Below are 21,436 nucleotides of genomic sequence, written 5' to 3' on the forward strand. Positions count from 1 at the left end.
TCCGGGTTCTGGTTATGCTGGGCAGCACTGCACGCCGTGGGATGACCTAGACGTGATCTGCCAGAGCTTCAAACAAGACAAATAACCTGGAGGCTGGCTATTGACGACCGCTCGTCAGTAGCGCCAAAAAAAGAGGCGCTCCTGGGAGCGCCTCTCTATTCACTTTACTGCTCGCCAACCGGATTTGAATCGGCTAACTCCGTCCAGCAGATCATGATGTGTTTAACCACAAGTGATTAGCCATGAGCGGAGCTTTACCTAAACCCCAAAAAAACGAAGCGAAAGCGACATCCTTGTCGCCCAAGTGTAAGCGTCCGGTTAAGGCACGTTGCGATGAGTAAGCGCCGGGCCAACACCTCTTCTGAATCCAAACCTCGACGAATCACACGCCAGAGCCCCCGCATTGGGATCAGAACGAGATGTTGGCTGAATGGTTAGGTCAATACATCACCAGTTCAGAACCATGGGCAATCCTGGACGGAAATCTTGTGTCTGGCCACTTGCGCCATGATCGATTTCCAATACGACCAGATGCTCATCACCATGAACAATTTCAAATCCTTTCAGCTGGTTTGCGCAATTTGCAGGGGTAGAAAAAGCTTGGCTGTTGGGAGTGGTAACTCGCACAGATGTAATTTCGCGAAAGCCGCTGGAATGTTCAAACGGCTGCGCTCGCTCAACCGGAGCCTCATCTGGTCTCTTGGCAAACGAAAGAAAAAACCACATCGGTTCGGATATAGGCGCATATCCCACTTCGACTTTCAGGGCAGTTGGCAGGTAGACAGGTCGATACTCCCAAACTGGAAATATTGGCTTCTCCCCTACGGTGGACGGTCTGAAGCAAACTCCAAAGGGCGCGGCGATTCCATCTGCGCACTTGAGGCGGTCAAAGAGTTGGGTTGGCGCTGTTAACTGACTTTGAGCTTCTGATTCATCGGTGAGATGTAAAAGCTCGATGAAAGAATTTCGGAAGAAGAACCTTCTATTCGCAGTGCCTTGGCCCGGATGTACATTTGGCGTCCCTTCAACGAGCCCTAGGGCTTTCAGTGCGTCAGCGCCTCGACCGTCATCATTTACACAAATAAAAATGTGATCTATTTCCATCGTTAATTTCCTTCAATCCTGTGATTTGATTGCCCAATTAGTCGGCAACAGGTCAGTAACTTCGCTCGCCCGCTGCGTCGGCAGGCGAGTCAAAACGTCCTTCAGATAGATATATGGATCGTGCCCGTTCATGCGTGCCGACTGGATCAAGCTCATGACCCCGGCAAATCTGGCGCAGCTGTTTGGGGTTTATTGCAGCGCGCTGAGCGTCAATGCCGGCGCCCTAACAGGAATCTACCCAGTGCCGGTGATTGCACCTGGGAGCTAGGCCGTCGGCAGACAAGCTGTTCCGTTTTATGTGAGGTCATGATGCTAATTCAGCGGGCTAATCTTGATGTCGCAAGAGAACCTCGCTCGCTACCGGGACGGCCAAGAGTTCCGCCCCTGAATCGTATAACCTTACTGCTCGCTTCGGGGCAGTCTCATCCGGCGCATACGATCAATAAGGACGTGTAGGAGAATGATCATGCTACTGGGAGGAAGTTCTTTAGTGCTGCGGCTACAGTATTAAAGGCGCTTCATTCTGTTGGGGGTATGACTGCACGAGCTTCAAAGTATTGCGCCCTGACGCCTTTGCTTCATAAAGCGCCGCGTCCGCCTTGGCAAGCAAATTGGCTATCGCGTCGCCCTCATTGGGTACAACGCAGCAAACACCAATACTGATGCGCACCGAAATTTTTGCCTCACCATATTGAGCTGACGACTCAGCTAAAGAGGCGCGCAACTCATCTAGTACACCCAAGGCCCCGTCAGTATTAGTGGTCGGCAGCAAGATCAAAAACTCCTCACCTCCATAACGACCAATACTGTCGGAATGGCGAATACGCTGGGTTAGATGATTGGCACAGTGCCTAATAACTTCATCTCCTGCCAGATGGCCATACCTGTCGTTGATATGCTTGAAGTGATCAATATCGACCATAGCAACTGCCAGGCTCGAACCGTCTCGGCGCGCACGCTCCAACTCCCTCGAAAACTGATCAAGGATGGCTCGACGATTTAGGATACCGGTCAGCACATCTCGCAGCGCCATGTGCTGAAGCAAAGCCTCGCTGCGCTCTTTAGCCAGGAGCACCAAGCCCAGGGAGATCATCATCGCAGTGAAGGTACCAATGCTGACCGAGATCGTTTGCTTGAGGTTACTCACGTCGTAACGCATTTCCGCAGCCCCTCCGCCAAGCACTGCCACGACTCGCATACCCAAACCGATCAGACTGATGCTTGATCCGATGATCAACAACATGCGTGCACGACCCTGGACGGGAATGTGCCGGTGAGTCCAGTAAATGATCAATGAGCACTGCACCATCAACACCACCGTAGCAGCCAGCATTCGCGGTTCTAGCGTATCGATCAAAGTGACCATCAACACCAGCATCAATGCTGCTGGAGCAAACACTCGCCACCATGCGACAGGAAGCTCGACAACCCGGAAGACACTGGCCCCATAGAAGGATAGTGCCACTGCCAATAGGGTGTTGGCGGAGCCGTAGGTCAACCACAACGGTGCGTGACCATAGAACGTATAGCCGATGTAGGCTAATGCATGCGCTAACAGACCGAAGCCTATCGTTAGAAGGCCATCACGCTGGTTGAACTGTCCGACTAGGATCAAACAAAAAGCCATAATCGTCGCTACCAAAGCGACACAGGCGAAAAGCGTAGGGGTGTGAGCAATCATAGGGTTCACCTGGCGCCTGCACTAGCACCTCTTAGGCGCAAGTTTAGTCGAAATGGCCGAGTGCCACTACCAAGCCCTTTGAGCTTCGATGCTTAGGACTGGTATCGAGATACCTGTACGGCGCCATTAACTCGTCGGGAAAAGGATTTCTGCAACTTCGCATCGCTGGTATTTCCACAACCCACCTAGCAGTTCGTATAGGTGAAGCAATGGAAAGAGTGAGCTTCTTGTAAAACCTACCTTACGTGCGGGGTTCCATTTACCTGGAGAAAAAATGGGCGCGCTGCTGAGAGGAAGTCTGGTAATGCTGAGAGCGCTGCCGGCGAACCAAAAGTTAAGCCCAAAAAAGGGCCATCACTGGCCCCTATGTACTCAACCCCAAATCACTTGCTTAGCCAGGACTCGACAGTCGCTGCGCCATGCTCAGTTTTCCATTCCTTCAGGCCGCGATGGTTCCCGCCTTTCGTTTCAATGATTTCACCGGTGTGTGGGTTCTTATAAACCTTCACCTGGCGAGCCTTGCGTGTGGCTTTAGGCTCAGATACTGGAGCGCGACGACCAGCCTGTGGATCCAGCAGATTGATCACGTCCTTGAGGCTGTAGCCGTATTTTGCGAGCAAATCACGCAGCTTCGTTTCAAATTCGATTTCTTTCTTGAGGCCAGCGTCACCCTTGAGGGCTTCGAGCGCTTGGAGCTGTGCGGCGAGGTGCTTTTCGAGCTGGCGGAATTCTGCGAGTTTGGACATGGAGGTTTCCTGAGTAATTAGTATTTTCACGTTACAACAGAATAGACACTCGGATGAAGCAGAAGTATCAGTGTTCCTTAGCATCGTTGTCATGCAAACCATTAGCCAGGGGAAGCACTCCGCAGGAGATCGAGAGCTTTAAAAGATCTGTGCCCCCTGATTCGCAGAGTCATCCTGCTCGCTTCGGGCCAGTCATCGGGCGCATACGATCAATAAGGAAGTGCAGGAGAATGCTTACGCTGATAGGAGGAAGTTTTTTAGTGCTGCGTCTACAGCATTAGAGGTGCCTCATTCTGTTGGGGGTATGACTGCACCAGCTTCAAAGTGTTGCGCCCTGATGCTTTAGCGTCATAAAGCGCCGCGTCCGCCTTGGCTAGCGCGGCGGCTGTCGTATCGTCCTCATTGGGCACCACACAGCAAACACCAATACTGATGCGCACCGAAATTTTTGCCTCACCATATTGAGCTGACGACTCAGCTAAAGAGGCGCGCAACTCATCTAGTACACCCAAGGCCCCGTCAGTATTAGTGGTCGGCAGCAAGATCAAAAACTCCTCACCTCCATAACGACCAATACTGTCGGAATGGCGAATACGCTGGGTTAGATGATTGGCGCAGTGGCTAATCACTTCGTCTCCCGCCAGATGGCCATACCTGTCGTTGATCTGTTTGAAGTGATCGATATCGACCATAGCGACTGCCAGGCTGGAACCCTCTCGTCGTGCACGCTCCAAATCCGTCGAAAACTGCTCAAGGATGGCTCTACGACTCAGGATACCGGTCAGCACATCTCGCAGCGCCATGTGCTGAAGCAAAGACTCGCTACGCTCTTTGGCCAGGAGCACCAAGCCGAGGGAGATCATCATCGCGGTGAACGTACCGATACTTACCGATATTGTTTGCTTGAGGTTGCTTACGTCGTAACGCATTTGCGCAGCACCTCCGCCAAGCACGGCGACAACCCGCATACCCAAGCCGATCAGGCTGATACTCGATCCGATGATCAACAACATGCGTGCACGACCTTGGGCGGGAATGTGCCGGCGCGTCCAGTAGATGATCAATGAACACTGCACCATCAACACGAGCGTAGCAGCGAGCATTCGCGGTTCCAGCGTATCGATCAAACTGACCATCAACACCAGCATCAATGCTGCTGGAGCAAACACTCGCCACCAGGCGACAGGAAGCTCGACAATCCGAAAAACACTGGCCCCATAAAAAGCCAGTGCTACTGCCAGCAGGGTATTGGCAGCGCCGTAGGTCAACCACAACGGTGCATGGCCATAGAACGTATAGCCAATATAGGCCAAGGCGTGCGCTAACAAACCAAAGCCAATCGTTAGAAGGCCGTCACGCTGGTTGAACTGTCCGACCAGGATTAAACAAAAAGCCATGATGGTTGCGACTAAAGCGACACAGGCAAAGAGAGTGGGCGTATGGGCGATCATGGCGGCTCACCGAGTGCTGGCAGGAGTGGCTGATCGCAAGTTTAGTTGAGCGATTCAAACGTCAGAAAGATATTTTGCATTCCAAATCCACTGTCACTCGCAACTGGCCGCGCCTTCACAACGTGGACTATTCGACCAAATCCGCCACCATAGAAGTCAGAACATCCAGCCCAAATGGCTTAGTTAGAACATGCGTACAGGGTTCGAGATGGACGTCTTTTAATACAGCGCTTTCGGCATAACCTGTGATGAAGAGGACAGGGAGATTGGGGCGAGATTTGCGACCAACCCCTGCCATTTGTCGACCGTTCATTCCACCTGGCAATCCGACGTCAGTAATGAGCAAGTCTACAACCGCGTCAGACTGAAGAATTTTCAAGCCATCTACACCGTCAGCAGCCTCAAGCGTGGCGTATCCAAGATTACTCAGTACGTCAGCCACAAGCATCCGGATTGAAGGCTCGTCATCGACTATCAGTATGGTTTCCCGCTTTCGTCCAGAATGGTCATCACTGATATCAGTCTCGTCAGGATTTGGCGTAACGTGGCCATCGTGGCGTGGCAGAAAAATCGATACGGTCGTTCCTCTACCCGGCGAAGATTCAACCTTGATATCGCCACCGGACTGACGTGTAAAACCGAAAACCATTGAGAGTCCTAGGCCTGTACCTGTACCGAAAGGCTTGGTGGTAAAGAACGGCTCAAACGCTTTGGAGAGCGTCTCAGGAGTCATACCCGAGCCGTTATCCGAAATAGATATACGAAGGTATCGACCGGGTACGATTTCATGATCGAGTTCGTCGTTTTTTTCAAGCCATTCATTGGACGCCGATATGACTATTCGCCCCCCGTCAGGCATCGAGTCACGCGCATTCAGACAGAGATTGAGTAACGAGTTCTCCAACTGGGCAGAGTCAATCAACGCAGGCCACAATCCCTCCATCTCTTTGACGTCGATGCTAATCGAAGGCCCAACAGCCCGTGAAATCAGTTCTACCATTCCCTCGATAAGCGCCTTCACATCAGTTAGCTGAGGTGTCAGTGTTTGGCGTCGAGAAAACGCCAAAAGGCGATGAGTGAGGGCACTCGCCCTCTTGACAGCACTCTGGGCAACAGCAAGGTACTTATCAACATCTGCTGAGCGCCCTTGAGCGAGTCGAGTCTGCATCAATTCCAGACTGCCCGAGATGCCAGCTAAAATGTTATTGAAGTCGTGTGCGATGCCCCCTGTGAGCTGGCCCACCACTTCCATCTTTTGCGAGTGACGCAAGGTTTTCTCGATGTTCTCACGTTCACTGACGGCAACAAGAATACGCTGCTCAAGGGTCTGGTTAAGTTCTTTGAGTGCGTCCTCAGCTTTCTTCCTATCTGTCACGTCGATTGACGAGCCGATCAGTCCAATGACCTCGCCGCTCTCATCAAACAGTGGTGCCTTGGCCGACAGCCATGTAGCGGCAGAGCCATCAGCAAGCCTGACCTCCTCCTCAACTTGCTCTGATAGACCACTCTCCATAATTCTTCGATCTGTCGCCATGATTACGCGACCCTGTTCCGGGTCATCCAGATACTCGGCATCTGTTTTGCCAATGTAAAATTCAGGACTTTTACCGATTAGCTCTGTCGTACCCTGGTTAGCTACAAGCATCCTGCCTTGCCGATCTTTCGCAAATACTACGCCTGGGACTGCGGCAGTGAACGTTCGCAGCAGCGTGTTGAGCCTGTCTCGTTCGGCCTCTGCTACCCGCCGCGCTTCGATATCAATAAGGACGCCAGGAAAACGCAGCGGTTTGTGATCCTCATCGAGCTCCACCCGCCCATTTGCTTCAACCCATCTGTAAACACCATCGCTTTGCAAAACGCGATATTCGCAGCGGTAGGCACCACCTCTTCCGAGCGCATCGGTCACTTTGCTCTGCACGTGCGCAAAGTCATCCGTATGAATAGAGGCCGTGACGAGTTCCAGTGGCAACCCTTTTAAACACAGGTCAGGCGAAAGACCGAATGAACGCGCGAAGCGTTCATCTGCGGTAAAGCGATCTGCTGGCACATCCCAAACCCACGTACCAATGATGGCACCTGCATCAAGTGCCAGCTGAAGCCGTTCAGATGCCTGCTGAGCCTGCTGGTAGAGATCTGCATAGTCGATGGGAATACCATCAATAGCATCGTGATTCATCGCTTTCAACCTGTCTCAACCAAGCGCTTGGAAGCTTGGCAATACGTTTATTTTTAGAGGCGTGGGAGCATTATTCAGGTACCACCAGTAATCAATATGGCGTCACTGTATTTACATCGACTAGCCTTTACCTGAGAAGGTTTAAAAATTAATTCGTACTCGCTCGAATGGAACAGCGAATGAGCAGATAAGCACCAGCATAAGCCCGCAAACAAAGGCTGGGGGAGGCAACAAATTGGGCTCCCCCACTGTCGCGTTACAGCTTGAAACGCGAAACGACAGTACGCAGTTCCCCTGCCAGCAGCGACAGTTCCTCCGCAGTAACAGCGTTGTCTTCTATGCCCTCCATCAATGCAAGGCTACCGTTACGAATCTCAGTCACATTGCAATTGATATCCTCCGAGACGGCGTGCTGCTGAACTGCCGCGCTGGCTATTTGGGTGTTCATCCCTACGATTTGCTCAACGCCGTCATTGATTGCATCCAGGCTGGTCGAGGCCTGATCAGCGGACTCGATGCACTCCTGCGCGCGCAGCTTGCCCGCTTTCATTTGTTCGACGGCGTCACCTGTCGCCAGTTGAAGCTCTTGAATAATCCGGCGGATCTCTTCGGTGGAGTTTTGTGTGCGCGAGGCCAGAGTTCTGACCTCGTCGGCGACCACCGCGAATCCTCGACCCTGCTCACCGGCGCGGGCCGCCTCAATGGCCGCGTTCAACGCCAGCAGGTTTGTTTGATCAGCAATGTTACGGATCACCTCGATAACGCCACCGATCTGCTGGCTGTGTTGCGCAAGCGCCGAAACCTTTTGCGCACTGCGCTCCACCTCATCGGCCAAGGCTTCAATAGTCACGCGGGTTTCCTGCATCTTCGCCAGGCCGGTGTTGGAGGACTGGCTGGCGTGCTCAGCGGCGTGTGCGGCACCCTCGGTGTTTTGCGCCACGTCCGCAACGCTGGCTGTCATCTCGTTGATAGCCGTTGCGACTTGTTCGGTTTCGCTTTGCTGTGCGCTCATCGCGCGCTTAGCCCGGTCAATCGACACACCTATACGCTCCGCCGCATCGGAGACCGATTGTGAACTGCGCTCGACCTGAGCAAGCGAGGAGCTAAAGGCTTGCACCATATGGTTAAGGCCATTACCAACGTCGGCCATTTCATCTTTGCCCCGTACTTGAATGCGCACGCTCAGGTCACCCTGTGCAATGAGTTGGGTAGCTACCAAAACGTCGTTGATGGTGCGGCGCATGGCGCTATAGATACCGCTGAACACATACACCAGCAACAGGCCAAGAATGGCAAACATGCCCAGGATGAATAGCCGTTCCGAGGTTTTTTCCTGAACTCGTCGTTCAAGCGCATTCAGCAGTGCGTCTTGCAGTGTGTCTTGCGCCTTGTACAACTCAGCGACCACCGCATTGCCTTTGCCTGGCAGATTCTGAACGCCGGTGATGGTGTCGCTTGGTGCGTCAATTAATACTTCAAGGTCGGCACGGAAACTGTCAAGGCTCACAAAAGCACTGGTGATCGGTGCCTGAATACTGTCGGCGAGGGCAGGTTCTCTGCGACGCAACAGGGCCAGGCTTTGTTGAAGTTCTTTGTGGACGAGTAACTCATTTTTGAGCATCGACTTGATAACGCTGCGCGCCCCCGAACTCAACGTTTGTCCGTCATGCAGTCCGCTGGCAAGACCGCGCAATTGCCCGACGATGTTGATTTGCCGTGGCAGCCTCAGGGTGCTCTGGTCGATCATGAACAGCGATGCGTAATCTTCATCCAACACCATGCCCGACGTGGCCGATACGTAGTACACGAAGTTCAATGTCTCGGTGAGTTGATCGTTCCAGTTGTCGAACATCTCGTTTTGGTTGGCATCGGCCTTTGCCTGCTCAATCAAACGCTGTGCCGCCGTGTGCAGACGCTGCACGCGATCACCGGTTTCCAGCTGCGTGTTGAATTGCCTGTCGGTGGCGGCCAGTTTCGAAAACGCGTCCTCCAACTTCAACTGGTTGGCCGACAGATCGGCTTGAGCATTTCTATCCCCGCTGAGCAAGCGGTTCGTGAGTGCGCGTTGCAACATCGATAGGCGCAGTACAGGCGTTACGTCCAATAGATAGCGCTGGCCTACTTGTTCCGAGCGAATGACCTCAAGGCTTCCGTTGATCTGATGGATCACACGCGTGCCGAGCAGAACCAAAGGGATTAGGACGATGATTGCAAGCACACCAAATTTCGCGGGGAAGCGTAAACGGTTAGCTAGGTTTATGGCAGGAGCAAGGATATTCATAGAGTTCTCACAGCCCGGAATGGGACAGTTTGTAGTTAGTTTTTTGTTGAGAACGCTCCATTTTCTCGAATGCCTGGCTCTGTCTGGCTCATTCGGCTAATCACGTTTTATGTAATTAAACGTTTCAGTCATCCTGTCGGCACTGAGATTGATAACTTTATCAAAAGTTGTACAGCCATTTATTTTTGTACAGCTTTGGAACGCCTTGAGAGCAGTGATGTCGCTGAGCCATCACCATTTCAATGGAGCTCTTCAGGGGGAATTGCTTCGGTCGTTAACTCAGTTAGGCGAGTGGATTTCCGAGCAATCCTTGCGGTACATCCAGTCGCTGTACGAAATCGAGAGCGAAGTCCGCGACCTGGAACCGGATTTACGGCGCCAAATACGGTAGGAAAACCTGTACAGGTGATGGATAGGCTGCATGCCTGCATGATCGCCCAGCGCGATCTGGTGCCCTAGGGTTCGGCCATCATTTTAGTGCTGGATTACAGCCTGAAACGCTGGGCAGCGCTGTCGCGCTACCGGGATGATTGGGTCGTCCCCATAGAAAACAATTGGTGTGAGAATCAAATCAGGCCATGGGCTCTTGTACGCAAGAACTGACTCTTCGCCAGATCGCTGCGCAGCGGAAAACGGGCGGCGGCGATCATGATTGTGATCCAGTCTGCGCGACTAAATGGGCATGATGTATATGCTTATTTGAAGGACGTGCTCGCGCGTCTGCCGACGTAGCGGGCGAGTTTGATCGATCAGTTGCTGCCGCATAAGTGACAACCGGTTTAATCACGCTAGGCGTGATGGACGGACGCATACGCAGGGTCTTGAAAATGACTTAACCGTACTGATAAGACGAATGGAGATTTTGTGTAGGGATACCACCAACTCTGGTCTATATAGCAAGAAAATTGGCGTGATGTAGTCGACGATAGCGCTCTTTGCCTGGGACGTGTGAGCGCCCGCCTGTCATCTGTGGTGTGGCGGTTACAGGATGAACGGTAACATTTACACCACTCATTCACGCGACTCAAGAAGTGACTATCAGTGACGTCGCGATTCGACACGTTGAACAGAAATTGCGAAAGTACCCTCGCAACCTGCTTGTTCAATTCTACGACTTACCATGCGAAACGTGAACAGCCCTAATAAGCACTGTCGTTAGCGCGTATTTCTGTCTGTGACGGGGGGTCGATACCGACCACTCGGTTGCGTCCCGCACGCTTGGCTGCATAGGCACGACCATCTGCCACCTTCAACAGATCGTCAAGGTGCTCGCAATTACCACCGAAGACTGCGACACCCGCACTTAGGGTCATGTTCAGTTGCTGGCCACTGAGCTCTAAGGGCGTCGCGGCAAGGTGCTCGCGCAAGGTTTCTGCGATTAGCATGGCCTGTTCCGCCCTGGCCCCCGGCAACAGAGCGGCGAACTCCTCTCCGCCCAGACGACAAAGTAGATCGGTGGCACGCAGACGTTTCGTTAGTATGCTGGCAAAATGGCAGAGCGCTTGGTCACCTGCGTCATGGCCAAAACGGTCGTTAATTTGCTTGAAGTGATCTATATCCAGGTACACCAGCGCTAGGGGAGTACCATTACGTAGAGCAAACTCTGACTCACGCTGAAATACCTCGGCCAGCTTCGCGCGATTAGCCAAGCCGGTTAAGTGGTCGGTAGTAACTAGCTCTATCAGACGCTGCTCGGTAAGAACTCGGGTACGCTCATAAGTGTGCGAGAAAATGGTGATTGCCAATGTCGCTAGACCAATGTCGAGAACGAAGCCAATATCGTCCACTGGACTCTTTTCTGCATGGTGCCTGGTGATCATGTACAGGCCAAGACTGACGAACAGCAGAGAACCAATCAGCCCCAGACGTAAGCCAAGCAGCAGGTAAAGAATTATCGGTATGGTCTGGATCCAGGCAAATATTCCTACCGATGTCTCTGGCGAGGCGAGCGTGAACATCATAACAGTGAAAAATGGCAGCAGATAAATGATGGTCAGGACTTGTAGTTTTTTGGTGCGGTCAATGATCATCAGCATGTACAGCGAGATGAACGCGTAAGCTAGTTCCAGCCCGGCCAGCAGCCAGTAACCACGGTTGGCGTTGAACAGTGAGAAGAAGATACCAAAGCACAGAGTTGTCCAAAGCAGCGACTTGAGCATCATGCGTCTGTGTTTCTCGCTATGGTCAATACGGTTGGGCATCGTATTTCCTTCGGTCATGCAAACTGTAGTGGCAATTGGCAACCACCAGTGTACCTCTTATCCACACTGAAATTGGCAACTCCGCCAACCATCTATCTATTACCGTCGAGAGTCGATTTTCGGTCACGCTGAATTAAGCGGGCCGCCGAATCACATCGACCTGATTTGGGTATAAGGTAAAAGCTGTCCGCTAGGCTCTATTTTGTGACCTAGGAACCGTGAGGTAGCCCTGGAAAAGTCAACTGTCCCCAATGCTAGCCCCCCCCCTTGAGTGTTGATGTGAAAGAAAAGAATCCCGAAGCGGTAGGGTTTATTTACATTGCGGGTGTGTTCAAACAGGTCTTTCTCCGCTGGATGGCGAGGGCCGCCCCTCCCCTTGCTGTACCTGAGCCTGCCCGGCTAGAGCTGTAGTAGTGAATCGCTCCTAGCTTATGCTTCGGGGCGATTCATTATTCAACAGGCCGGCATCCTTTGATTCGGTAGCAATTGCACGATCTTACTGGCTATCTGTGTCGGCAACGTGTCAGCACATCTTTGAGATAATGTAGCCAGCTCCTCCAGCAAATGCTCTTGACTGCCAAGGCCGATATTGCCGCTCAGGTCTGCAGATGCAGGGCATTTCTCCTCATCCAATACATGCAGCAAGGTCAGGGGAGCGCTGAGGCGTAGCCAGGCCCATGCTGCGTAATCGAAGACCGCCAATGAGGATTATGAGTTATCAATGCATGCCGTTACGTGGGTCATTGTCGTTCTCCTTAGTGGCTTATGAGCTTGTCGATGGCACCGGGTTTGTCATGAACAGCGAATCGGTCAACGATTGTTGCGCTGGCTTCATTGAGACCGAGCACTTCAACCTCCGCGCCTTCACGGCGGAACTTGATCACGACCTTATCCAGCGCTGCGACGGCGGTGATATCCCAGAAATGCGCCTGTGTCAGATCGATGGTGACTTTGTTGAGAGCTTCCTTGAAGTCAAAAACTTCAGTGAACTTGTCAGCAGAGCTAAAGAACACCTGGCCCACGACGCGGTAAGTTCGATGCGATTCCGTCTCTTCCAGTGTGCTCTCGATATCTAGGTAGTGCCCGACCTTATTGGCAAAAAACAGCGAAGCCAGCAGCACACCTACAAGTACGCCATAGGCTAGGTTGTGAGTGGCCACGACGACCACGACAGTCGCCACCATAACAAGGTTGGTCGACAGCGGATGCTCTTTCAGATTGCGCAAGGAATCCCAGCTAAACGTGCCGATGGACACCATAATCATCACTGCTACGAGTGCCGCCATAGGGATTTTGGAGAGCCACTCGCCAAGAAATACCACCATCAGCAGCAGGAAAATGCCGGCACACAATGTTGATAGACGGGTACGACCACCGGATTTCACGTTGATGATCGATTGGCCGATCATGGCGCAACCTGCCATGCCGCCAAGCATGCCGGCAGCGATGTTGGCCACACCCTGGCCTTTGCACTCGCGGTTTTTATTGCTGGTGGTATCGGTCAGATCGTCGACGATAGTCGCGGTCATCATTGACTCGAGTAGACCTACTACGGCCAAGGCAGCCGAGTACGGGAAAATGATGCGCAGGGTTTCAAAGTTCAGCGGCACTTCGGGCCAAAGGAAAATCGGCAACGTATTCGGCAGTTGGCCCATGTCGCCTACAGTGCGGATATCCAAGCCAAGGTAAATGGCGATGGCAGTCAGGGTCAGGATGCACACCAACGGTGACGGAATCAGCTTGCCGATCTTCGGTACGTATGGGGAAAGGTAGATGATCCCGAGACCCGTTGCGGTCATGGCATAGACGTGCCAGGTGACATTCGTAAGTTCCGGCAACTGCGCCATGAAAATCAGGATCGCCAATGCGTTTACGAAACCTGTGACTACCGACCGTGAAACAAACCGCATCAACGAGCCAAGCTTCAGGTAGCCGGCAAGGATTTGAAGTACGCCACATAGTAGGGTCGCGGCCAGGAGGTACTGAAGTCCATGCTCTTTTACCAGCGTAACCATCAGCAGTGCCATGGCGCCTGTCGCCGCCGAGATCATTCCGGGACGCCCGCCGATAAAGGCGATGACGGCACAAATACAGAAAGAGGCGTACAGACCGACTTTGGGATCTACCCCGGCGATGATGGAAAAGGCGATGGCCTCCGGGATCAGCGCGAGTGCGACGACGACTCCTGCGAGCACGTCTCCGCGAACGTTAGAAAACCACGTTTGATTAATTTTTTGCAGCATAGAAATATCCAAGGCAATGCACCGCACGCACACCACACAAATGGCGAGCGCATCGATACGAATTCAAATTGTGAGGATTATTTGACTGTGTGCTTTGGGTGTAAGAACCGGGCATACAGCAGCAAGCACCGCGAGCGAAACAGGCGGGTGCGAGGTGTTGCGAGGGGGCGTAGCGCTAAGGTGGCGTAGGCTGCCAGTAGATCGTTTGGAGTACAGTCATGCTGATGTTCCTGTAGCTCAAGGCGGAGGCGGCATTGATAATACCTTAAAGCTAATTTTCATTGCGACCCGTTACCTGACCGACGGCGCTTTGCATTTAGTCCTGCCCTTCCACGGCGCTTCCTCTACTCCGCTTTACCTGCCGGCCCTCCCCCTCCTTATCTCACTCGCTGCGCTCCAAGGCCGTTTGGAGCCAACGTTTTATTTGTATAGTCTTGCCCTGAATACGGCTACTTGAACGGGAGTTCCGGGTTGATCAAACCGATAATGCTGTTACGCCGAGGCTTCGCCTCAATGCGCTGGCGCACCAGGGTCACGTTATGGATTGCGGCAACCATTGCCGGCCTACTGGTGGTGGCTTTCGCAAGGCTGGCAGACATGGCACTGGCGCAGTTTGCTCAACAGACCGCTGAGCGAGCGTGGCTACCTTTTATTTACACCCCACTGATCGGCATGCTCGTAGTCTGGCTGACAACGCGCTTTTTCGTGGGGGCGCAAGGCAGCGGGATTCCGCAGGTGATCGCAGCAACACGCCTTGCCCGTCAAGGTAAGCCCGTTAATAAATTGGTTTCACTGCGTATTGCTTTTGCCAAGATATGCCTTGGCACTCTGGCGCTGACGGGTGGCTTTTCGGCGGGGCGTGAGGGCCCCTCAGTTCAGGTTGCTGCATCCATCATGCACTTTTTCCACCGCTTCCTACCCAATGCGCGAATCGTACGCAGCGAGGATCTTATTCTGGCAGGAGGTGCAGCGGGTATTGCGGCAGCATTTAATACGCCCCTGGCAGGGATAGCATTCGCGGTAGAAGAGCTGGGACGCAAGCTGGAAACCCGTACCAGCGGCGTTCTTCTTAGTACCATCATCCTATCTGGGATGGTTGCCATTGCTTTGCAGGGAAACTACAACTATTTCGGCCACTTCGGCATTCAGGACATCAACCTCTACATAGTCGTCCCGGCATTAGTCATAGGGATTGGGTGTGGGCTATTGGGAGGTTTGTTCAGCCGAATGTTGTTATGGCCGCAGCGGCATCCACACTTCATTATCTGGCAATGGCGGCGACTGCATCCAGTGTGGTTCGCCGGCATCTGTGGATTAGTCGTCGCTATATTGGGTTGGCTGAGTGGTGGAATGTCGTTCGGTAGTGGGTACGGCATTACCTCTCAGGTCATCGCATCCGATGTAGTCCTGCCATGGCACGCCCCTGTTACCCGCTTCCTTGCGACCGTAGTGACCTACTTCTCTGGTATTCCAGGAGGTATTTTCGCGCCCTCGCTCGCTGTAGGGGCCGCAGTCGGCGCAAATACCGCAGAGCTATTCCACCTGGCCGCTCAGCCCACTATTGCACTCTGCATGGTTGGGTTTCTGGCCGCCGTTACTCAGTCGCCAATCACCTCCGCAATCATTGTGATGGAGATGATTGATAGCCACAGCATGGTTATCAGTCTCATGGCGGTAGCCCTGATCGCCAAGGCTGTCAGTTCGAGAATGGGCCCTGAGTTGTACCAGCAATTGGCGCGAGGCTTTCTCGAGAGTGCAGAACCTGCTGCCGCGCCAAAGAATCCAGCTCGATAGACCTTATCGTGTCATCGTTCTAGCCAGAGCGTTCAGTTGATCCTTCTCATGCTGCAGCGCTAACGTGGTCTCTGCACGAGTCATCAGAAGATCCACGTGCGTGTCGCACGCATCTTTAAAGATCGCTGAGTTTATTTCAGCGAGACTGATGAGGGCTTTCAACAGGCGCACGTTAACTTCCAGCAAAGCTGCACCGTCCCTGCTGATAGGAGCAAAAAAATCATCGAACAGATCATCAACCGTCAATCCTCGGAGAAAGACCTGCTTACACCTTTGGTCTGTTTGCGAGCCAGAGACGTGAGGTTTGCTCCAGCAAGTTAGAGTCCTCACTCCCCGGCCAATGACATCGATGGCTGTTCCTGGGTCGTTCACCGCAGGCGATAAAGCGCGAGAAGCGATTTCCGAGAGAACACAAAGTCCGAAGCGTGGATCATTTTCAAAGGTTCGACGGACGCCTATGGTCAGAGCCTCCAGAACCATCTCACGTGCAGTATCGATATCACCGTCCGTCGTGTTGCCCAGGCTCACAATATGCAGGAGTGGCATTCCCTCGTGCACAAATGTCCCAGGGAGCACCTCCAGATAAATCTGTACTTGATCGTCCTGCGCGAAAGCTCCGAGTGCGCTTACATCAATATGTTGCACGTAACCTGTCAGCTCACTTTTGACTGTGATTGCGCCAGGAGGTAGCGAAAGATCGGTCGGGTAAGCTGAACCGCCTAAGTAGGGCCACTGAACTCGTTGAGTGATTGCCGTTATCGCAGCCTTCTCGACGCGGTCGATGGTTTCTCCCACCCGTCCAAGTTTTGACAGGTGGTCGATCCAGCGCAAGAGGGTGTAAACGATCAAGATCACCACAATTATCGTCACTGCGAACAGCAACACCCGACCTTGCGTGCCATAAGCACCCGTGCTCAACGCGATGATCCCCACCAGGCTAAACAGGAATGAGCCTATAAACGTGGCAAGGGCATTTTGGGTCGTCGTGTCTTCCATTACCAAGGTGGTGGCGCGCGGTGTCACTCCGCTGCTCGCGGCCCCATAAGCGGTGACCATTGTGCTCAACGAGAAGGTTGTGACGGCCAGCATGCTGGAGGCAATGATCCCCAGAATTTTGTCTACGGCATCTGCGCCGATGCGCGCTGGCAATGACTCCGGAATGAAGTCTTTGAATACAACAGCGAGCAGTGCCGTAGCCACCCCTAGAAGGGAGAATAGGGAGGCTCTGAACCACAGCCGTTTGGTGAGTTGACTCGTTACCCAACGCCAACGAGCAATCATGTGCAATCCTTCAGTGACTACGTCAGTGGACGTCGCGAGCAGCGCAGAAGTTTTATTCGGAAATTTGAAACTGGTTTTACATCCTGGCTAGAGATGAAGCATCTCACAGTTATCCGTGTTGCTGCGATTGCGAGCGTCACCTGCACGGCCCATTGCAGCGAGACGAAGAAGGGGTGCGAAAACGTTTACGTTGTTTGTTCAGGTAATGGCCGCTTCAAAGGGTCGGGTTATGCCGTGCGTGCTTAGCGAAAGATGAAAAGTGCGCCAGCAAAAGCGCACTTTTCTGTGGGGTCTAAAGCTTAAATTTGGCTACCAACTGGTTGAAGGATACTGCAAGCCTTGAGAGCTCGTGGCTCGAGGCATTTGTCTGATGTGCTCCTGTAGCAGTTTGAGCTGACAAGCTTTGAATGTTGACGAGGTTACGATCTACCTCACGAGCAACCTGTGCCTGTTCTTCTGACGCGCTTGCGATAACCAGATTGCGTTCTGTGATTGCAGCTACACCCTCAGTGATTGACTCCAGAGCAATGCCTGCAGCCTGCGCAAGCTGACGTGTGTTAGTTGCCTGGCTCTGACTCTTAGTCATGGTTTCTACTACAGAGGTAGCGCTTGTCTGAGCAGCGTTAATCATCCCCTCGATTTCAATAGTCGATGATTGGGTACGATGAGCTAAAGCTCTTACCTCGTCAGCTACTACTGCAAATCCGCGACCTTGCTCGCCCGCTCGAGCAGCTTCAATGGCCGCATTCAGAGCTAGGAGATTGGTTTGGTCAGCAATCGACCTGATGACCTCAAGCACCTTGCTGATTTCTTTCGTCTGATGAGCAAGCTCTTGAACCTGCGAGCTCGATGAGTTGATTTCCCCAACCATTCCTTCAATCGCTACAACAGCTTCTCCAACCTTACTTTTGCCAGCCATGGCGTCTTGATTGGTTCTTTGCGATATTTCTGCTGTAGAAACGGCATTGCGAGCGACTTCATCGACTGCAGCTGTCATTTCATTTACAGCGGTAGCAGCCTGTTCAATTTCGCTGTTCTGCTGAGTAAGACCCCGTGTGCTCTCGTCCGTTACGACACTCAGTTCTTCTGCTGCCGAGGCGAGCTGATCTGATGCACTGGATATATTTTGAATTGTGCTTCGAAGGCTCGCCTGCATCCCATCTAGGGAGGACAGTAATTTCCCGGTTTCGTCCTGGCTACCTGCGTCAATACGTTGCGTAAGATCTCCACCTGCAATACGCTCCGCAGCCGATACTGCATAGGAGAGTGGCCGTGTAATGAGTCGCGTAATAAGAAGACCCAGGCCCATTGCCAGAACGAACGCGATTACCATACCTGCAATCATCGTTAGCTTAGAACTTTGAATGAGAGCATCGCTTTCACTTCGGAGATCGTCTGCTTGATCATTGTTAGATGCAATTATCCCTAGCATTTCTTTCTCAGCGAAACCGTACTTATCGCTGACGTCTCCTATCAGTTGCAATCTCGCCCCTGGCAAATCCCCCGACATCAACGTATTGGCGAACTTCTCTCCCGCTTTTATATAAGCAGGCCAATCCCGTTCAAAATTATCACCTAAGGCCTTTTCGTCATCGCGCAGCGGGGTGCTACGATAAATAGCAAATGCTTTCTCTACAGCACGCTGACGATCAGATAATGATTTTTGAGTGGTTGCGAGTTCCCCCTCAGCTGCACCACCAGCTTTTTGTGCTAGCAACAAGTATAGGTCTCTATTGTGATAAATCACTTGCTGCAGAGCTTCATTTACCTTGTTAATTGAAGTTATATTATTGCTAAATACAGATGAAATCGCGTCGCCCAGCCGCGAGTTGCCGTTCATCCCGACGAGCCCAATCGCGATAGTTATCAATGCGCATATCAAGAATGATATGGACAATTTTGCCGCAAGGCGTAAGTTCAAAAACCAAGTCATAGAGCTTTCTCTTCATAGGGGAGATCTGGTTAACCTTGAGGCGTGCCATTGATCAGGGAGGGTATCGGCAGGCAAGTATAATTATTGAGCTTTTTTCTCACGCGCAGCTTAAATAGATTGTTTCTTATGCTTATCACACTAACCCCAAGTAATATTAATTTTAATAACAATTCGCACTTCAATTTTTAGGGTTGGTGAATATTTACTGAGACCAACTTGGCTGATTTAGCTTCTTGTCCATTGAAGGCCGCCTTTCCCAGTTGGGTGGGAAGCAATCTGAATAGCTAATGCTTCTCTGATCCTTCCACTAGACCGAGTCAGCTGGGAATCTGAGATCGTCAATCCGGCTTAACCACAGTACGTCGGAAAACGCTGAGTAACCGGAGCAAGCGGAGCGCGCGGGCTGGCACAGCCGAAGGCGTGAAGGATGGACGCCCGCAGGGCCGAGATACGGCGGGACGCGGGAGCTCGGTTTACGACAGCCCGCCCGCGCACAGCGGCTCGCCAACAGACGTAAGTCAGTCAGATCTTGTTTGACTCAGTAGCACCACCGCCGTGGCTGAACAAAAAGCGTAAAGCAAATGCCCTCCTACATGGCTGCCAAAAACCCCAGACCTCTCACAAGCTCAGGTATCTATTCAGCCGGGCTTTTGCTGCGCACGAAGCTCACTCCACGTAACGGAGCCACAAATATGTCCGACCAGAGATCGCCTGTGCGACTGCGGAAATGCGTGCTTGTAGATCTTCATCGTTAGTGTTGTAGAGCGCACAGAAGTCTTGGGCTACGACGTTAGCAAGGGATGTATCAGGCGGTTCAGCACGAATGAAGCCGATGTAAGAAGCACCTACACCCATCAACTCATAGCCATGTGCTTCTGAAAAGTGACGCGCAACCGCAAAGTTTTTCGCAGGATCTAGGTCGGAAGTGAAATAGCCATTCGGAAAAGCGGCGAGTACCTGGCAAGAATGCTGAACGGGCACCAAGAACGCTGAAAGGGGCTGCTCTAGAAGAGAGATAGGGTTGTTCTGGTAACCGATCCACTCCTGGAGGGCCTGCTGATCTAACGTCAAACCATGAGCGCAAGCATCCTCGAAGGACGTGGCTGCAACAAGGCTCATGAAATTGCGAAGACAGATTGCGAACTCCGCTTTCGTAGTCGGATAGCCAATGTATTCACCATTCTCAAAGCACTCTGGAGGTAAACCCGCTATGAATTATTGCGCACATGCCCCGAGGTGTAACGGGCTTGGTGCAGATCATCGAGCGAGAACAGAGGCTTAAAGCCTGGGTGCGTTTCAGCAATCTTACGCCGAGCTTCGGTCAAATCGTCAAAGCTGGTAATCCCGCTCACGCCGTACTCGTCGCATGTACCTACAGACGGATTTTCACGCATGCCATTACCGCGAAATTCGATATCCATAAACCGTGGCCTTCTCCATGATGGAACTGAACTGAGTGAGTAATCCTAAGCGTTCCAGGATCATCATTAAGGTCTGCCGCCGAGCGAAATAGGTCTGCCATCACATAGCAGCACGCTACGCTAACTTTGACGTTCGCAATTCGAGGTAATGTTGGTGTCCGAAACTGGCCTACCATGCAATTTCTAATCGACTCAGGGAAGAAACTGAGTGAGCGTCTGCCCAACACACTTCGCGTGATTAAACGGGTGCCCACCTGTGCGGTAGCAGTTCGGTGCGTCAGCAGTAACGTGAGCACAGCTTTGAGATAGCCCCTTGAGCCTTCAGCCTAGCCGGCACCTGCTTGATGGGCCCAGAGTTCTCGAAGATCGTATCTAGAGCACCACCTGTGCTACTCGGTTGTAGATACGGCCCGCGAATTCTGCCTTACCTTAGCGGTGAAGCATCGCCCATTAGGCCAAAGGGCCTCTCCTAGACGCCAAAAGCTCGTAAATGCTCAACCGCTGCCGCCAACAAGGACGTCCAGCTCGCGCCATGGCCTAAGATGATTTCGTCCTACGCGTTCGCAATTTTATGGAGACGCTTCTCAAGCGCCACCCTGCACAGGATCCTCAGATTATCACCGTCAAGCTTGGAGATGGTCTCTGTTCCTTGAAGATTCAATATCAACTCCTGCGCGCGAATATCATGGAGCAACGCTTCAACTGCGGTAGGTGCTTGCGCGATCAGGGCGAGTAAATGAACCGATACACGTTTAGCGGGGTGAGTATCTTTACTGGCGCCTAACATGGATTTCCACCCTAATTCTTAACGGTTGCTGCGGGCTAAAGAATTGTCCGTCTTCCAGTTAATGAGGCGACGGCGTCGAACCACGTAAGTGACCATAGGGGAAATTTAGAAATGAGCTCCAGGCTTGAAAGGCCTCATGATGACGCAAAGCTGCGGCATCCCACTTGGCTCCTGCAACCTCCTTAGAAGAAACAAGCATCATCATTGTGCTAGTTGCCGCATCTAGCTCAATTAAAAGGTAGTGGGACTTGAATCTGAAATCATCGATTCCGCTCATACGCTCGCCTTGCGACGAGCCTCACCGGAGATTCCGGAATGTACCCATCGCTGTAGTGAC

The 21,436-nt window shown here is 52.4% G+C and carries 15 protein-coding genes and 5 pseudogenes; 3 read left to right on the forward strand and 17 right to left on the reverse strand.

Features of this window, described 5'->3' with window-relative positions:
- Positions 1-447: 447 nt before the first annotated feature.
- From GIW02_RS00205 to GIW02_RS27110, 8 genes and pseudogenes are all read right to left on the reverse strand, one after another.
- A complete protein-coding gene (locus tag GIW02_RS00205) occupies positions 448-1,104 on the reverse strand; it encodes a VOC family protein (RefSeq protein ID WP_122476224.1) in 657 nt (218 codons plus the stop codon).
- Positions 1,105-1,116: 12 nt separating this feature from the next.
- Positions 1,117-1,275, reverse strand: a pseudogene (locus GIW02_RS00210) (transposase domain-containing protein); the annotation flags it as partial.
- Between the two features lie 328 nt (positions 1,276-1,603).
- Positions 1,604-2,785 carry a GGDEF domain-containing protein gene (locus tag GIW02_RS00215; RefSeq protein WP_122822215.1) on the reverse strand — a complete coding sequence of 394 codons (1,182 nt, stop codon included), beginning with the start codon at positions 2,783-2,785 and terminating at the stop codon, positions 1,604-1,606.
- 383 nt (positions 2,786-3,168) lie between these two features.
- A complete protein-coding gene (locus tag GIW02_RS00220; RefSeq protein WP_122822216.1) occupies positions 3,169-3,531 on the reverse strand; it encodes a histone-like nucleoid-structuring protein, MvaT/MvaU family in 363 nt (120 codons plus the stop codon).
- 269 nt (positions 3,532-3,800) lie between these two features.
- Positions 3,801-4,982, reverse strand: a complete 1,182-nt coding sequence (locus GIW02_RS00225; RefSeq protein WP_122822217.1) for a GGDEF domain-containing protein — start codon at positions 4,980-4,982, stop codon at positions 3,801-3,803.
- A 127-nt stretch (positions 4,983-5,109) separates the two neighbouring features.
- Complete coding sequence (locus GIW02_RS00230) at positions 5,110-7,158, reverse strand: hybrid sensor histidine kinase/response regulator (RefSeq protein WP_122822218.1); 2,049 nt, start codon at positions 7,156-7,158, stop codon at positions 5,110-5,112.
- Between the two features lie 256 nt (positions 7,159-7,414).
- A complete protein-coding gene (locus tag GIW02_RS27105) occupies positions 7,415-8,278 on the reverse strand; it encodes a methyl-accepting chemotaxis protein (protein ID WP_419789529.1) in 864 nt (287 codons plus the stop codon).
- A pseudogene (locus GIW02_RS27110) lies at positions 8,279-9,439 on the reverse strand (HAMP domain-containing protein); the annotation flags it as partial.
- A 417-nt stretch (positions 9,440-9,856) separates the two neighbouring features.
- On the opposite strand from GIW02_RS27110, the pseudogene GIW02_RS00240 reads away from it, so the two are divergent.
- Positions 9,857-10,171 (forward strand): annotated as a pseudogene (locus GIW02_RS00240) (IS66 family transposase); the annotation flags it as partial.
- Positions 10,172-10,578: 407 nt separating this feature from the next.
- Here the strand turns inward: GIW02_RS00240 and GIW02_RS00245 are convergent.
- Positions 10,579-11,640 (reverse strand): GGDEF domain-containing protein, encoded by a 1,062-nt coding sequence (locus GIW02_RS00245; RefSeq protein ID WP_122822220.1) that lies wholly within the window; start codon positions 11,638-11,640, stop codon positions 10,579-10,581.
- A gap of 267 nt (positions 11,641-11,907) precedes the next feature.
- Here GIW02_RS00245 and GIW02_RS00250 point away from each other — a divergent pair.
- Positions 11,908-12,043, forward strand: a pseudogene (locus tag GIW02_RS00250) (GNAT family N-acetyltransferase); the annotation flags it as partial.
- A gap of 122 nt (positions 12,044-12,165) precedes the next feature.
- Here the strand turns inward: GIW02_RS00250 and GIW02_RS00255 are convergent.
- Positions 12,166-12,342, reverse strand: a pseudogene (locus tag GIW02_RS00255) (universal stress protein); the annotation flags it as partial.
- Between the two features lie 53 nt (positions 12,343-12,395).
- The gene (locus GIW02_RS00260; RefSeq protein ID WP_122822221.1) at positions 12,396-13,883 is read right to left on the reverse strand and encodes a SulP family inorganic anion transporter; all 1,488 of its coding nucleotides are present in this window, start codon (positions 13,881-13,883) and stop codon (positions 12,396-12,398) included.
- Between the two features lie 513 nt (positions 13,884-14,396).
- Between GIW02_RS00260 and GIW02_RS00265 the strand changes: the two genes are divergently transcribed.
- Positions 14,397-15,677, forward strand: coding sequence for a chloride channel protein (locus GIW02_RS00265; protein WP_236416817.1), 1,281 nt, complete (start codon positions 14,397-14,399; stop codon positions 15,675-15,677).
- A 3-nt stretch (positions 15,678-15,680) separates the two neighbouring features.
- Here the strand turns inward: GIW02_RS00265 and GIW02_RS00270 are convergent, their stop codons facing one another.
- The 6 genes from GIW02_RS00270 to GIW02_RS00295 all read right to left on the reverse strand — a co-directional run bounded on the left by GIW02_RS00270 (position 15,681) and on the right by GIW02_RS00295 (position 21,376).
- A complete protein-coding gene (locus tag GIW02_RS00270) occupies positions 15,681-16,958 on the reverse strand; it encodes a DUF2254 domain-containing protein (protein ID WP_236416813.1) in 1,278 nt (425 codons plus the stop codon).
- 292 nt (positions 16,959-17,250) lie between these two features.
- The gene (locus GIW02_RS00275; RefSeq protein WP_065874736.1) at positions 17,251-18,891 is read right to left on the reverse strand and encodes a methyl-accepting chemotaxis protein; all 1,641 of its coding nucleotides are present in this window, start codon (positions 18,889-18,891) and stop codon (positions 17,251-17,253) included.
- Positions 18,892-19,557: 666 nt separating this feature from the next.
- On the reverse strand, positions 19,558-20,010 hold the full coding sequence (locus GIW02_RS00280; RefSeq protein WP_236419534.1) for a DUF4253 domain-containing protein: 453 nt from the start codon (positions 20,008-20,010) through the stop codon (positions 19,558-19,560).
- A gap of 89 nt (positions 20,011-20,099) precedes the next feature.
- Positions 20,100-20,312, reverse strand: coding sequence for a hypothetical protein (locus GIW02_RS00285; RefSeq protein ID WP_236419532.1), 213 nt, complete (start codon positions 20,310-20,312; stop codon positions 20,100-20,102).
- Between the two features lie 553 nt (positions 20,313-20,865).
- Positions 20,866-21,099, reverse strand: a complete 234-nt coding sequence (locus GIW02_RS00290; protein WP_098466005.1) for a hypothetical protein — start codon at positions 21,097-21,099, stop codon at positions 20,866-20,868.
- 58 nt (positions 21,100-21,157) lie between these two features.
- Positions 21,158-21,376 carry a hypothetical protein gene (locus GIW02_RS00295; RefSeq protein WP_098466004.1) on the reverse strand — a complete coding sequence of 73 codons (219 nt, stop codon included), beginning with the start codon at positions 21,374-21,376 and terminating at the stop codon, positions 21,158-21,160.
- Positions 21,377-21,436: the final 60 nt, after the last annotated feature.

The organism is Pseudomonas syringae, assembly GCF_021606685.1.
GTDB lineage: Bacteria > Pseudomonadota > Gammaproteobacteria > Pseudomonadales > Pseudomonadaceae > Aquipseudomonas > Aquipseudomonas syringae_R.

Bases quoted from the DNA above. Each gene is read 5' to 3' on its own strand.
- GIW02_RS00205 (WP_122476224.1), bottom strand. From the start codon at position 1,104: ATGGAAATAGATCACATTTTTATTTGTGTAAATGATGACGGTCGAGGC.
- GIW02_RS00215 (WP_122822215.1), bottom strand. From the start codon at position 2,785: ATGATTGCTCACACCCCTACGCTTTTCGCCTGTGTCGCTTTGGTAGCG.
- GIW02_RS00220 (WP_122822216.1), bottom strand. From the start codon at position 3,531: ATGTCCAAACTCGCAGAATTCCGCCAGCTCGAAAAGCACCTCGCCGCA.
- GIW02_RS00225 (WP_122822217.1), bottom strand. From the start codon at position 4,982: ATGATCGCCCATACGCCCACTCTCTTTGCCTGTGTCGCTTTAGTCGCA.
- GIW02_RS00230 (WP_122822218.1), bottom strand. From the start codon at position 7,158: ATGAATCACGATGCTATTGATGGTATTCCCATCGACTATGCAGATCTC.
- GIW02_RS27105 (WP_419789529.1), bottom strand. From the start codon at position 8,278: ATGGTGCAAGCCTTTAGCTCCTCGCTTGCTCAGGTCGAGCGCAGTTCA.
- GIW02_RS00245 (WP_122822220.1), bottom strand. From the start codon at position 11,640: ATGCCCAACCGTATTGACCATAGCGAGAAACACAGACGCATGATGCTC.
- GIW02_RS00260 (WP_122822221.1), bottom strand. From the start codon at position 13,883: ATGCTGCAAAAAATTAATCAAACGTGGTTTTCTAACGTTCGCGGAGAC.
- GIW02_RS00265 (WP_236416817.1), top strand. From the start codon at position 14,397: ATGCGCTGGCGCACCAGGGTCACGTTATGGATTGCGGCAACCATTGCC.
- GIW02_RS00270 (WP_236416813.1), bottom strand. From the start codon at position 16,958: ATGATTGCTCGTTGGCGTTGGGTAACGAGTCAACTCACCAAACGGCTG.
- GIW02_RS00275 (WP_065874736.1), bottom strand. From the start codon at position 18,891: ATGACTTGGTTTTTGAACTTACGCCTTGCGGCAAAATTGTCCATATCA.
- GIW02_RS00280 (WP_236419534.1), bottom strand. From the start codon at position 20,010: ATGAGCCTTGTTGCAGCCACGTCCTTCGAGGATGCTTGCGCTCATGGT.
- GIW02_RS00285 (WP_236419532.1), bottom strand. From the start codon at position 20,312: ATGGATATCGAATTTCGCGGTAATGGCATGCGTGAAAATCCGTCTGTA.
- GIW02_RS00290 (WP_098466005.1), bottom strand. From the start codon at position 21,099: ATGTTAGGCGCCAGTAAAGATACTCACCCCGCTAAACGTGTATCGGTT.
- GIW02_RS00295 (WP_098466004.1), bottom strand. From the start codon at position 21,376: ATGAGCGGAATCGATGATTTCAGATTCAAGTCCCACTACCTTTTAATT.